The sequence below is a fragment of the Bradyrhizobium sp. WSM1743 genome (assembly GCF_000473065.1).
In the GTDB taxonomy this organism is placed as follows: domain Bacteria; phylum Pseudomonadota; class Alphaproteobacteria; order Rhizobiales; family Xanthobacteraceae; genus Bradyrhizobium.
Genome location: NZ_AXAZ01000064.1, coordinates 35,758 through 49,497, shown reverse-complemented (window position 1 = coordinate 49,497; position 13,740 = coordinate 35,758). Strand labels below are relative to the sequence as shown.

Annotated in this window: 9 protein-coding genes; 3 read left to right on the top strand and 6 right to left on the bottom strand. The window is 56.8% G+C overall.

Features of this window, described 5'->3' with window-relative positions:
* Nucleotides 1-262: transposase (locus YU9_RS0129815; protein ID WP_027576075.1), on the top strand; the 262-nt coding region annotated here is incomplete at its 5' end.
* 158 nt (nucleotides 263-420) lie between these two features.
* Here YU9_RS0129815 and YU9_RS0129810 read toward each other — a convergent pair.
* The 6 genes from YU9_RS0129810 to YU9_RS44780 form a co-directional block, all read right to left on the bottom strand.
* Entirely contained in the window at nucleotides 421-609 is a 189-nt protein-coding gene (locus tag YU9_RS0129810; RefSeq protein WP_027576074.1) for a hypothetical protein, read from the bottom strand.
* Between the two features lie 399 nt (nucleotides 610-1,008).
* Nucleotides 1,009-1,398: a hypothetical protein gene (locus YU9_RS0129805; RefSeq protein WP_198028316.1), complete on the bottom strand. Its 390-nt coding sequence runs from the start codon at nucleotides 1,396-1,398 to the stop codon at nucleotides 1,009-1,011.
* A gap of 171 nt (nucleotides 1,399-1,569) precedes the next feature.
* Nucleotides 1,570-4,752, bottom strand: coding sequence for an Ig-like domain-containing protein (locus YU9_RS44785; protein WP_084299122.1), 3,183 nt, complete (start codon nucleotides 4,750-4,752; stop codon nucleotides 1,570-1,572).
* Nucleotides 4,753-6,265: 1,513 nt separating this feature from the next.
* The gene (locus YU9_RS0129790; protein ID WP_156952203.1) at nucleotides 6,266-6,718 is read right to left on the bottom strand and encodes a hypothetical protein; all 453 of its coding nucleotides are present in this window, start codon (nucleotides 6,716-6,718) and stop codon (nucleotides 6,266-6,268) included.
* Nucleotides 6,719-6,835: 117 nt separating this feature from the next.
* Entirely contained in the window at nucleotides 6,836-9,115 is a 2,280-nt protein-coding gene (locus tag YU9_RS0129785) for a hypothetical protein (RefSeq protein ID WP_156952202.1), read from the bottom strand.
* A gap of 529 nt (nucleotides 9,116-9,644) precedes the next feature.
* On the bottom strand, nucleotides 9,645-11,012 hold the full coding sequence (locus tag YU9_RS44780; RefSeq protein WP_027576069.1) for a hypothetical protein: 1,368 nt from the start codon (nucleotides 11,010-11,012) through the stop codon (nucleotides 9,645-9,647).
* A 108-nt stretch (nucleotides 11,013-11,120) separates the two neighbouring features.
* On the opposite strand from YU9_RS44780, the gene YU9_RS0129775 reads away from it, so the two are divergent.
* Together YU9_RS0129775 and YU9_RS0129770 are read left to right on the top strand one after the other, a co-directional pair.
* Nucleotides 11,121-11,363, top strand: a complete 243-nt coding sequence (locus YU9_RS0129775) for a hypothetical protein (RefSeq protein ID WP_027576068.1) — start codon at nucleotides 11,121-11,123, stop codon at nucleotides 11,361-11,363.
* Nucleotides 11,364-12,036: 673 nt separating this feature from the next.
* Nucleotides 12,037-13,110 carry an IS110 family transposase gene (locus YU9_RS0129770; RefSeq protein WP_027576067.1) on the top strand — a complete coding sequence of 358 codons (1,074 nt, stop codon included), beginning with the start codon at nucleotides 12,037-12,039 and terminating at the stop codon, nucleotides 13,108-13,110.
* Nucleotides 13,111-13,740 lie beyond the last annotated feature (630 nt).

Sequence of the window (13,740 nt, the reverse complement as noted above, 5' to 3'; positions counted from 1 at the left end):
CGTCTTGGATAATCTCGGCAGCCACAGGAGCAAAGCGGTTCGCCAGCTGATCCGTTCGGTCGGCGCCAAACTCTTCTTCCTGCCAAAATACTCGCCCGACCTGAACCCGATCGAACAGGTCTTTGCCAAGCTCAAGCACCTGCTTCGCAAAGCTGCCGCGCGAACCGTGGACGCGGTCTGCGCCGCAATCGGCCACGCACTCGATGCCTTCACCGCCGAGGAGTGCGCCAACTACCTCAAAAATTCAGGCTATCGAACTTAATGCCATCACGCTTTAGAACCACTGAAGCACATTTCTTATTCACTTCGGCAGAACTTGTACCGCACGCCTGCTGTGGGATTCGGGACGCGCGTCGTTTGAAGACATCGCGCTCCGTTATGTACCCCTCACGCAGTGCGATGAAGCCCCTCTGTAACGAGCTAGCGTTGATGGCCGAGGCCTATCCCTAGCACCCGTGCCTTCTGTCTCAACGAACCTTCCGATCGTTTCATCATCTTAGACAATTTCGAAACCGGAGTTCTGGCTCTCGAATGCGCTTTCAACAGTTTGATGTCGGTCGCCGTGTATTCCTTGCGGACGAGTTTCTTCTTCGTGGACTTCTTTGCCATCTAGATCTCCGGAGTTGATTGGGAGCGGCTTGATATCACGCTCTCGCTCAAGATCAAACTGCGAACGCATGCAGTTCCGGGCGATGAGCTCTATCCCTCCAGCGACTTCAACCGACGGCGGCCGGAGCGCTTGACTGTCATGGAAACGCCCCCTCCGCAGGCGCCAGAGTACGCACACGCAAGCTCAATCAGTAATCCCGGCGGGATGTCGTCCCGAGATGCGTGATCATGCACACAAACAAAGTCCATCCCGTCACGACAATCACTCGTGCCGCTGAGGACCTTGGCCAAGACGAAGACCGGCTGCGGAACGTCGCCAAAGACCGGAGATCGAGGCTGAGTCGCACTTCGCAGGATGTGATTTCGACCCTAAAGGCTCTCGATCTTAGCCTGTTTGGATCAAGATGTACGCATTCGCCTAGTTAGTAAAACGGTAAAAGCGATTAGCAAAACGGAATAGAACGTCAATTGAGGCACGACAGCCGCATAAAACATAGCCCCATTTGGAACGGTCCCTTGAAGAAAGGAACGAAGAGAAAACAGAAACATGTTGAATCCGACCGGTGCGATGATGACCATGTATTCGCGGAAAACGAAGTTCGCCATAAACAGCACTGCAATTAGCATCACGGACTTCGTGACCTTGAGTCCAGCCCGGGTCTCAGCAATTTCTAAGAGCTTATCAAAACAGATGTACGCAATCGGAAGTGACAACAAAACAGGCAAGAAATGCAGCAGATAGTAATGGAAGAACGTGTGGATGAGCCCCACGACACCAGCGATTTCCATGCTGATAAAACTGACTCCTAAGACTACGAGAGACCCGCGGATGAGGGACACCGCGTCGTCCAAATTGAACTGGGGCTCGGTTCATGCCAACATCATAGCAACTGCCGGGCAAACAGCGTGCGCTTGCCCCCGCAGCTGTGGACTGTGAATTGGTATAGATTTTGGCTTTACTCAAACAATCTGAAAATCGGTCAGGTGCAGCTGGGATTTTGTCACGTCTAGCAGCGTAATCGTGTCATTTGCATCATACGCAATTACAACGTCGCCGTTTACGTCATGAGCATGAGCCATGACTGCCTTGGCATTCCGGAATAGAGAGGGGTCGATTTGAATGGTGTCCTGCCCGGGACGAAAATCCGTGACTGTGACTGGCCCGAATCCGGGCGCGAACGTGAACACATCATTCTGTGGCCCACCAGTCAGCGTTCCGCCGCCAGTTACGCCAATGACATCGCGGTGATTGAGATTGACGTTTGGTACTAATTGAAGGAGCTGAGGCGAGGGTACAACTCCTGTTGCGAGCGTGACGCTCCACGGATCAGATGTATCACCCGTGTACTTGATATTGGTGTAGAAATTCACCAGGTCACGTGTCCCGTTCGCGTTCAGATCCGATTGCGGAACACTATCGTGTTGCGAATTTAGGAACCGTACTGCATCTAAGTAAAGGCTCATATCATGAAGGCTTCTTCCACCCCAGCTGAAATCATTGTCCACGATTTGATACATGTCGCCACGCACGGCATATGGCGATAGTCCTAGAACCGGATCACCCAATATATCGATATTCACTATTCGCGGATCATCTAGGGATATTGAGAAGTCGAATCCAGGGTTCGCGAACGTAACTGCTTGGAATGATACTTGAGCATGATTGTCTAGGATGTCGTCACTCATAAACCTTTGAGCCATGCTGGCACCAAGACTATGGCCCGTGACATAGACGTGGCTAATATCAGCATGAATCGAGAGGTAGTGATCGATGGCAGTTACGAGAGGCTGCAAAAGATCGTAGTGGTGAGGCATTCCGCCAAACACTGACCAATCATTTGAATCCGGTGTCCCTCCGTGCCCAGAGAGGCCGCCGGCTACGTCCTGAACTATATTCGGGGAATCGTTCGTTCCGCGAAAGGCGATGAATAGAGAGTCGGCTGATCGGATGACCAAGGCGGCCGCGTTGCCGTTAATATAAATTCCGTCTAGCAATCCAAAGTTGGGAAAATTGAGGTCACCGGCAACGCTCTGGGGAGATATTGATGGGAGTTCCGAAGCTGTTAGAACCTGCATTCCCGCTGGTAGCGCAGCGTAGTAGTAATCAGCAATTCCGTCCGGATTGTTTATACCAGCTCCTGGCTTCTCAATACTTGGAACTAGATGATAAGCTGCTTGTGCAAGTTGAGCGAGCGCCACTATCTCCCCTTCTGTCCCCAAGGCTGCAAAGATTTTTGCGGCATCCTGAAGTGGTAGATCGTCATTGTGAATGTGGCCAACGGCGCTGTCCTGGGTCGGGCGTATCGTAGCGCCGGCGCTTGGATTTGATAGAGTTACAACGAAATTTTCGGCCTTCCCGCTGCTCTCGTAAAACGTGTCGCCCTCAACATTGACCGTGATTGTCTTACTGAACTCGCCTACGCCGAAAGTGACTGTCCCGGCAGGAAACGTGCCTCCCACAAAATCCAGGCCATCTGCCGTGACCGCGTTGGCAGGACCAACCTTCCAATCGACTCTTGCCGCACCACTTGCGTTGCCATCACGAGTAACTACGAACGTGAACGGCGTGGCGCCGCTGTTGCCTTCGTTCTTGTCCGCGTCGAGCGGCCGGATCGAGAAGACTGGTCCACTACTCAAGGCGTTTTGAGTTTGCACTGTTACAGTCAATGTCGAGGACGCTGTACCGCCGTGTCCGTCGTCAACTGTGTAAAGGAAGGTGTCCTGGACGTCACCGTTATTCGTCAGCCCTGGAATGTTTCTGTTAGCAGAGTAACTGTAGCTGCCGTCAGGACTGAGCGTTAGCGATCCGTATGAACCGATGGCCACACGGCCGACATTGGCGCTAAGCCCGTTCACGCTGCTGACGTGCAATATGTCATGCCTATCGGTATCGCTATCGTTGACCAGCACTCCATTCGCAGCGTCAGCGGTTACCGACGCGCCCTTCTCAACAACCGCTACGTCAGCACGAGCCGATGGCGCATCATTTTCCCCGTGGATGGTCACCGTCGCCGTTGCTGTAGAGCTCGCACCATGGTTGTCCGTGACGCTGTAGGTGAACGAATCTGCCGCGGTTTCACCGACGCTAAGGTACTCGAATTTTCCGTTCGGGTCGTAGGTGAACGTCCTGTCGTTGTTGTTGATGACTTTGCCAACCATTCCGGTCGGGTCAATCGAGAAGGTGAAGGTGTCACTGAGATCTGCGTCTGTGAAAGATGCCACCAATTTCACTATTGGATCGTTAGTGTCCTCATTCGCGTTGGCCGTGACGTTTGACGCGACAGGCGCATGGTTTTCTAAAGGCGCAGCTGTTTGCCAGCGAAGAGCTGGAGATTGTCCCGCAACGTCAATCCAAATTGTTGGATCAAACCCGTCCGGCAGTATCCCGGATTCTAGTTGGGCGGTCGTCAGACCTGTGCCGCCGGCGCTTGTAGAGCGACCTGTGGTTTCAGTATCCCAATAGCTGGCCGCGATAGTGCCTACGCCGGAGCCGATTAGACCGCCTAGACCAAATCCACCCCCCAAACCAACAGTGCCTATTGCATAAGATTGAGTGATACTGCCGGTGTTGAGCCCAGCTAAGCCGCCGATCGCCACCCCTGGTCTGCCTGAAGGATTTGTCGTGCCAGTAGCATATGTTTCAATAATCGTTCCCTGGTTTACCCCCACTAGCCCGCCGACATCGAGTTGGCCATCGGCTGTTCCAGTCGCATACGACTGAGTGATGCTGCCTGAGGTGCCATTGAGCCCGACTAATGCGCCAACGTAATTGACACCGCTGACTGTGCCGCTCACGTAACATCGCGCTATCGTTCCAAAGTTCTCGCCCGCGAGACCTCCGACATAGACGTGCGATGACGTTGTTGTCTCATCGATCAATCCCACATTGATGATCACGCCGGTTGCGCCAACGTATCCGAACAGACCCGTGTCGGGGTCGGTAACGTTATTGATCGTCAGGTTGCTAATTGTGTGTCCTTGCCCGTCAAATGTCCCGGTGAACGGATTTGTAGCGCTTCCGATGGATACGAAGCTAAGTCCGGCGGCATCAATGTCCGCTCCTAGAACATAATATCCCGACATATCATTCTGAATCGCCTGGAGATCGCTAACGCTATTGATCACAATTGGAGTTGTTGCCATCGAATCCTCCGATGATGATCGCCCCACTCACAGAATGGACGCGCTCAGTTTCGAGGCCAAATGACGGTCCTGAGACTCGCGCTCGAGGTGGTGCTGCCAATGTGCACGCGCATCAAAAGGTTTCTGCGTGCAAACGAAAAATCCAAGTTGATTTCGCCCGCAGTGCGCCGCATCAGCGGCAAGTGCCTCTTTCGGAATTGTTGTGACAGTAGAGCGTGTACCAAGTGCCTTGCTCCGCTCAGGTGGGGCTGACACTTGTTTCGATCATGACGGCTACGAAGATCGCAAAAAATGCTTTGCGCATAGCATGCCCCTTCAAGTAAAGTTGCGGTCGCGCCGACGTTGCGTGCGTCGAAAAGTATGGCGTAATAAACGCCGCTCGAACCTCTCGTCAGTGAGCGGGCCAATCAAACTCAGGAATTTCTGTTCTGGGCGCCTGCCGATGGCATCGACGCTGCCAGTTAAAATAACGGCGAATCCGGTACGGCGCCGTTTTGTGGGCAGCTGTCAGGCGTGCAATTGCCTCGTTGAAATCTGACACCCATTTCGAATCGAATGCAAGTTTTTTGATCAGCTGGCGCTACTCGAGAAGCCGACGCCGGTATCTTTGTATTTTGTATGTCGCAGCGGCAGGAGTTGGTCTCCCTCCTGTTACAGCTCGTTCTTTTGCGCGAGCGGTTACTTCCGCGTCGCTGTACCAGGACATCAACATTGGCAACTTGGCCACCCATTGGGTGGTGGCGGGCCCTTCCTGCGCACAACACGATCCCAAGAGTGCTGGCACGCGTTGAAGCCCCAAAAGGACTAGGGAAATCGTACAACAGCTCAGTGAAGCGGCAGACGTAACGTATCGGCGACTCGCATCGAGCCGAACGAGCCGACCAGCTCTCTCGAAATGGTTCGTTAGCTTCTGTGTGCCTGCTCTTGAAGCGTGCTGCGTACCGCCGATTGCGGCACATGGAATGGGAATTCCGGCCCCGGCTGTTTACTCCATCATGCGGCTGGGGCCGTTTTTGAACTTGCTCAGCATCGTTCAATCCGGACCGCAACCATGCTTAGAGGCATTGCTATCGCCTGCAGCCCGACGTCCCGCGCAGTTGGCGGAATGCGCCCTGTCAGATGTTCGAGCAGCTGCTATGTGATCTCACGGCGAGGCTTGATGGTCCCGAAGGAGGGCGTGTACCAGGAGTTCCGGCATGACGTCGGCTTCCCGGTTACGATGACAGAGTTAAACCTCTCGGCTCCATTCATCATCAGCTAGGGCCGGCGACAGCAACGCCGTTCCGGTGAGAGCCGAGACCGCCCAGCTTCTGATCCCTTTGCAAGTGATTTGGTCTTAGAGCCCAGCAGGACGTTAGCGCATCGAGTAACAGTGCGGCACATGTCGGTCCACAGAGCGTTCGTCCTCAAGTCATCTTCAAATCGCCGAAGCTTGCGACAAGCGCGCTCCGGCGCACGCGGCGAGAAGACGGAGCAGGATCGACGCGACGATGGTGGCTGCAATAGTAGAAAACTACTCGCCGGTCACGCCTTTGACAGCCTTGCTGATCTCCATGACTCGCCGTCCCGACTCGGGTAAATTTCCCAACGCGGCCGGATCGCTCGTCCCTAGATCGAGCACCGCGGTTTTTCCGCCGTATTCGATTGAAATCTGTCGGGAATTGACCGGTGCGGGCTGACCTGTGTGCGCCGGCAGTGTTGCGACGTCCTCGGTGGAGAGAACGGCGGCGAGCCGCGACTGCTGCTCAGGCGTGAGCTGTCCCTTCGCATGCGGCGCGCTGACGTTCTCGCCGTGAAATCGTGCGACCTCGAAGCTGCAATCGGGTTTGATGGTCCAGATCGTGCCGGTTTTTCCGGCAAACCCGTCCTGCGAGTCCTTGATAGTCAACATCGGTTTTGCCGGGCAATCCGCCGCCTGCGCAAGGCGCAGCGGCACCATGCATGCAACCGCCAAGGCGAGCAACAATAAAAAGATCCTTCGGGATTGAGGTCGCATCAATGATTTTTCGGCGCGAGATGGGGCATTTCTAAGGCTACGTCGGTTGGGAAGGGGCGGACCAATCGTCCGCCCCCTTCCTTCGCGTCACTGATTCACCACGGTGATCCCTCGGCCGGCCTCGTCGCGCGAAATGGCGATCGACGGTATCCGGGGGGGACTAGGGGTCGTGGTCGCAGCACCTACCGTTGTCAAGCTCGATCCGGGAGCCTCTTCTTCTGCGGCCGCGATCGCCATTGGGCCGCCGGCTGGCTCGAAGCCTTCAAGCAGGAGCGTTCCCGAACTGAATGTCAGGGAGCCACCCGTGATCCAGATCTTCCAATAAATCGTGTGGTCGCCAGCGGGCAAATCGATTGCGAACATTGTAGTAACGTCAGTCCATTGATTGGGCGCCGGTACACCTACGTTGCGGTAGGAATCGGTCCACACGACGTTGGCTGCCGCACCGTTGTAGACGCCGGTCTGGAATTGGACCGGAACGGTGCTGCGGGCGCTGGTGTTAGCCGATATGTGCAATTTGCCCGGCCTATCGAGGTGGATGGCCGTCTGCAAGATGTTGGCGTTCGCGGAAACGACCTTCGCTGGAGTCCATGGGAATGCCGCCGCGGCCCCGACCGAGGAACCGCCAACGACCGGATCAGCAGGACGCGGAATCTTGCGGGAATCCGCGGCATTCGCTAACGCGCGGAAGTGCGGCGTACCGTTTGTCAGGTTTGCGTCGTTGTCATCAACGATAAAGCTCAAGCGAACCGCGTCGGCAACGTCTGACGGATTGGCGGCCGCGGCGCCGAGCACCAGCCGGGTCGCGATGGCATAGGCTTCGTCATCCGAATACGTCTGTTTGAGCTGCTGGATAAGCTCCCAGGTAAAGCCCGCATATGGCCTACCGACTACATGCGGGTCCGGACTTGCCGCTGGCCAGAGGACCACATCGGTCGCCGGTCGAAGACAGGTGCCTGCTCCGAAGAAGTCGCGGCCAACGCACGGCTGACGTGTGGCGAGAACCGCCATCGAATCGCCGAAGCCTTCGCTGTAACCGGCGTGCACAATGCCGCCTTTCGCAGCGTCGATACCGTGACCGTATTCGTGCATGACAACATCCGAATACGCGGTGTTGGGGCAGACGCCGCCCGCCTTGAAGAAGTTCAGCGACGACCCGTTCCAGAATGCGTTGCAGGTCTGGTTGATGTTGGTCAGCACCGGCAGATTGGGAAGGTCGACCGGTGCGAGGATGGTATGGGCGAGATCGCGAGCGAAGTTCGCCCAGTAGAAGGCGGAGTCCTGCGCCAGTTGGTCCTCGCCCGTGGCGCCGAAATTCAGGTTGATCGGCGGAGACGCCGGCCCCGTCTGGGCGCTCTCGAGTGCGGGACCCGACTGATTATTGATGATGAAAAACGGTCCGCGAAGTTTCGCTCTGATTTCCGTGCTGCCGGCCGGCGTCGCGTAACCGTACCGGCCATCGGCGCCGGTGATCTGCTTGACACCGTCGGAAAGACGGGTGACCTCAAGCTCCGGAAAAGCCCGGTTATCTGTAGGCTGCAACGGGCTTGTGGCCCAGATGTTGCCGCTCACTACGCCGCTATGCGTATGGTAGATTTCGGTTTCCCAACGCAGCACGCGGGGCTCTCCGACCGCGGATACCCAGTATTTGCGCACGTCTGGCTCGGCGATCGAGCCGGAGTTCAGTGTGAATGTCCACGACAGATTGCCGTTCTGCTGCTCGTCGACCAAAATCTGCAATTCGGGCTTAATTTTTTCAGGGTCGAGGCCGGCGAAGTTCGGGCCGGCGTCCCTGCGGGCGATCTGAACGGCCTCGTTGCTGGAAATCGTCGGCTGGGTGGCGTCGAATTTCGTCGGCATGCCACGCTTGCGCGTCACCAGCAAACGGCCATCGCCATTTACGACAGTCAGGTAGTCGCTCCCCTTCGACAGTGGAATTCCGCGATATCCGAGGGGAAATACTGTGATGAACTTTTCGGTCGAACCTGCCGTGGGGATTGCGCTGGCAGTTGCGTTCGCGCCTGCGTTAGCGTTGAGTTGATCAGAGCCACCAATATGGCTCGTTGGAGCGGCCAGGAGTGTAAAACCCTCCGGCAAATCGGTTTGCACCGATGCGGCAGATGCAAAACCCGCTGAAGCTGCGCGCGCGGCGGCTCGAGCCGTCGGCAAATTCAACGGCTGATTGACTGAAGAATATTGCGCCTGAAGTTTACTACCATCGGGATATCGATTTGCCGCAGGCGCCACCGCAAGTGGACTCGCCGCCGGTGGGTACTGTTGGGCCGAAACTGGCATCACCATCGACGTCATGACGGCGGTCACCGCAGCGAATTTGACGGAATCCCACATCGCATTGTGTCGATACATACGGGCCTCCCTTTATCGATGATTAGGTGAGACGGCTTGAGCAGAGCTCTGCGCTATTTCCCCGGCACCTGCCGGGCAGGTTGAACATAAGCGCCGTCGTGCGACAAGGATGTGAACAGCGTCACATCTCCGGTGGCTGGTTTTGCTATTTTTTATGCCGTCGAACTTGCCTCAACTTGCGGCCGAAGATTCGGACGCGGCAATGGTTGCGCTCACGAGATCCCGTGGCTGATATGAAACGATACGTAGCCGCCCGGGCCGCTATAGGTAAAACAGCGGCGTCTTGATCGCCGGCCGGTCACTTCGGGTCTACTCTCGGCAGCCGCAAACAGGGGCAGGTGCTGTTGTTCGGTATGGGCCCAGAAGCACAAAAGTGCGCCCTCCATTGTATCTATCGTGGCTCTAGAGAGGATATCGGAACGCGCATGAAAATTTGATGGAGATGGGGACTTGGGGGACTTAGAGAACGTCACGGGAAGAAAAGTCACTTTTGTTGGTCCTGGCGATCCATCAGAGCTTCGATGTGCTTCTAGGATGTCGCCGAAGTCCCCAAGTCCCCTCTGGCTTCGGTCGAGGCCGTGTCCATCGTGACGCTTACACCATATCTCCGACACAACATCTCGGCCTTCTCCTTTTCGGTTATGGGCACGACGTAGACCCCGTGCGATTTATACGTCTGAAGGTTCGGCGTTTTGCGCAGAATGCTTCCGATCCAGCGGTTGCTGATCGGTAGGTCATATTCGGCACCATAGCGTCGGATCATACCTATGGTAATGTCGGCGACCGGAACGACGCGTCTATTTGACGAGAGCATCTGTTCAATGAGCACTTCCAGGACCTGCGCCTCCATGAGGAGACCACGCTCAGCAATGATCGAGTCTTGAGGGCGCTTCCCCGCCTTCCGTACCTCAGCTTGGAGCGCCAGATCGCTGACGATGCTGAGGAGCGGCAGCATGAGTTGATTGATCCGCGGCTCGAGCGCCGGGTCGACGAGGGTCGGATCGAGCTTGATTTCGTGCCGTCTGCGAAAGCGATATAAAAGGAGCTTGTTGCGCAGCTCACGCGCTTCTTCTTTGAAGGTCGACGGGAGATTGATGGGAATGTCGCTGCGTAATGGTCGCGCTCCCGTTTCTTCAGTGATGAAGCGGCTCTCTAAAGCGCGATCCTCGTAGCGGCCTCTTGACGCAACGATTTTCGGTCCAAAGACATGGAACGCCTGCGGGTTGAACTCTCGCTGGCGATTCATGACCGTGCGCAGAACCGGCATCCCGCGGACGTTGCCGTTGTTGAGGATCTTGACGATCTCGGATCGCTCGTCGCTAAAGCGGAAATCGGCCTCATCGAAGATGAGCGTTCCCCTGAAAGCATCGAGCGTGTGGAAGATTGGCGAGACGGTTGAGGCACCGCTTGCGAAGAATGGCTTGTAGCAAAGCGAGCCAATCGTGAGGAGCGAGCGCGTCTTCCCGGTCCCGAAATCGCCACGAAGTCGAAGGTACGGCAAGTCATTGAAGGCGTCGTAGACCCAGCTTAGCAGCACGTAATGACCCGCGACCTGCTCGAACGTCGGGCTGAGATCGGCATAGCGGTGAATGAAATCGATGACCTCAGAGACGAGCTCTTGCTCGCTTCCATAGGAGCGTGGCTCCGATGGGAGCAGGACAACCTCGTTCTTAATGAGATTGTTGTCGGGCGAGAATGGAATGAATCGATGATGGCCTGGCACGTCTACGTGCCGAGCTAACGTCCAGCGTCCTGCTAGCGACGTCGCAAACAACGTTGTGCGATTCTCCGTTCGATATACCAATTCAACGAGGGTGCCATCTTCCAGAACATCGGAGACCGTCGGCCTGACATGTCGGTGCTCGTTCATCGGCTTGCGGACAGCGTCATCGTTCATGCGTCTAATAGTCCTCCATCGCGTCGATCTCGGCGAGGCGCTAGGCTGTATGTGCCAGGCACATTCGCGCGCCTTGGTCGGAAAGCCTTCAGCGTCTAGGCTGACGGCATGGAAGCCATAACAATTCACATCGGCTGGGAATATTTCATCGGACTCTTGAGCGCCCTAATAGCAATGGCCTGGTATTCCAACGGGCGGTTCACGGCTCTCGAAACGTCAATGGAGTGGGTCAAGGACATGCTGCTTGATTTGAAGAAATCCATTGATGATGCGAACACCAAGTCCGGTGAAGGCACATCGAGAGACAAGAATGCGGAGGGACAGCTTCTCAAGCAGCAAAAACTTTGGTAGTTCCGAGCCAAACCGACGGGTCGGATGCAATCTATTTAATCTCGCAGTACTAAGCGTGAAGCGAGGAGGCCGGCGGCGTCAAGGAAATGATCTTCCCCTTCTCATCTCGGGCAACGATTATCCCCCGAGTGCGGAGGAGGAAGTTCTATACGAAATTCGAACGGAACGTGCGGACGTCGCGTTGCGTCCTGGCCATGCCATAGTCAGTATTCAACTCGATAAAATCGAGCGGGGACCCTACTGAGACAGACTGCCTGACTTTCGAGCGGGGAGCGTAGAATGGAATGGAATTGCCGCCAAGTTGGCAACTTATACACACCAAAGCGGATTGCGGTCACTGCACGTGATGAATGGGGCTTTCGGTCGCCGAAAAAGAAACGGTCAGGTGGCACGCCGCTCGCACTTAGCTCCGTCTGCCGCCTGATGGCCGAGATTGAGCGCACCGCGCGTGAACGAAATATCTCTCCCTGAGCGTCCCCTTCTTACGTCACTGCCGAACCCTTCTACGCAAGGCTCGGATTCAAAGCCATGCGCGACAGCTACTTTGGTGATGAGCGCACGATCATCACGGAGCGATCACTCGACGCCCCCCTTGTAGGTCTGGTAATGGGATGGTCCGGCCGTGCTCCAGCCCCGCGAGCTGGCTCGGGGCAGTGAAGACGAGGAGCACGCCATGTCTCAGCAATCCAACAACTGCGCAATCGCCGTGATCGGCATCGATATTGGCAAGAATTCATTCCACGTCGTAGGGCACGATCCGCGTGGTGCGATCGTGCTGCGACAGAAATGGTCGCGCGGCCAAGTCGAAGCGCGACTTGCCAACCTGCCACCGTGCCTGATCGGCATGGAGGCCTGCGTCGGCGCACATCATCTCAGCCGCAAGCTGCAGTTGCTCGGCCACAATGCCCGGCTGATGCCAGCCAAATACGTGCGGCCGTATAGCAAAGGACAGAAGAACGACTTCCGCGATGCGGAGGCGATCGCCGAGGCGGTGCAACGCCCGACCATGAAGTTCGTCGCCACAAAGACCGCCGACCAACTCGACCTGCAGGCACTACACCGCGTCCGTGAGCGCTTGGTCGGCCAGCGCACCGGCATCATCAATCAGATCCGCGCCTTTCTGCTGGAGCGCGGCATTGCAGTGCGGCAGGGACTGCGGTTCCTGCGCGCCGAGCTGCCAAGCATCCTGGCGAGGCAAACCGATGTGCTCTCGCCCCGCATGGTGCACATCCTCGAAGATCTATCAGCAGACTGGCGCCGCCTGGATGCGCGGATCGAGGGCCTGTCCGAGGAGATTGAAACGCTCGCCCATCAGAATCAGCACTGCGAGCGGCTGATGACGGTCCCCGGCATCGGTCCGATCATCTCGAGCGCGATGGTGGCAGCGATTGGCACTGGTGACGTGTTCTCCAAAGGCCGCGACTTCGGCGCGTGGCTCGGGCTGGTCCCGAAACAAATCTCGACGGGAGACCGGACAATCCTCGGCAGCATCTCAAGGCGCGGCAATCGCTACCTGCGCGCTCTCTTCGTTCAGGCAGCCTGGGTCGTGCTGGTCAAGCTCGGGCCCAAGCAGTGGGAACGCTATGGGCTCAAATCCTGGATCGAGGCAGCGAAGCAGCGATTGCACCACAACGTGCTGGCCATTGCGCTGGCCAACAAGCTTGCCCGCATCGCGTGGGCGGTTCTCCACAAGGGGCGCGCCGTCACGTGCGGCAAGACCGATGCGATGGCCTCCCGTCCAGCGTAATCCTCGCGCCGTGCTCGGGGCCGTACAAGACGTGGCCTGGCAGCATGGACGCGAGAGGCGAGGCCCAAGCGACGGCCAGCCTTGACGGCCCCTGCGCGCGGCGCGCCTGCACGCGCAGGCCGGTTCGAAGGAACGGCCACCAGGCACGAACAAAGGAACAGAAATGAGGAGCTATCGATGACGTAGTTAGTCTGCCCGCCGAGGTCTGCGAGAGGATGAGACGACCATGGAGGATCGGTCTTCCCGGCGCATGCGAACACTGGTGACCCAAATGGCCCGGTCGAGGCCTGTCCGGTAATGAGATCGCATGCGCGCTGATGCCCATGATGGCCCGGAGCACAACACGCTCCAAGCAGAGGTCGGATACATTGATGCAAGACCGTATCTGCCCGATCGACTCAAAACTCTTGCAACGCACGGCCGGACCATACATTCGGGTCAATCGCCTCTGCCAGACACTTCTGGTCTACCCCCAAACTGCAAACGTACCGCTCGTCGCATCGACTGAAGCAATGGGCCACTAACTCACGAGCTGGTGAGATCGATGGGGGCTTGCGGACAGAGCGGCGGCGGATCTTCGACGTCCCTTAGGACGAGCAGTCTCAAGAATGTCCTAGATCGGATGTAGCA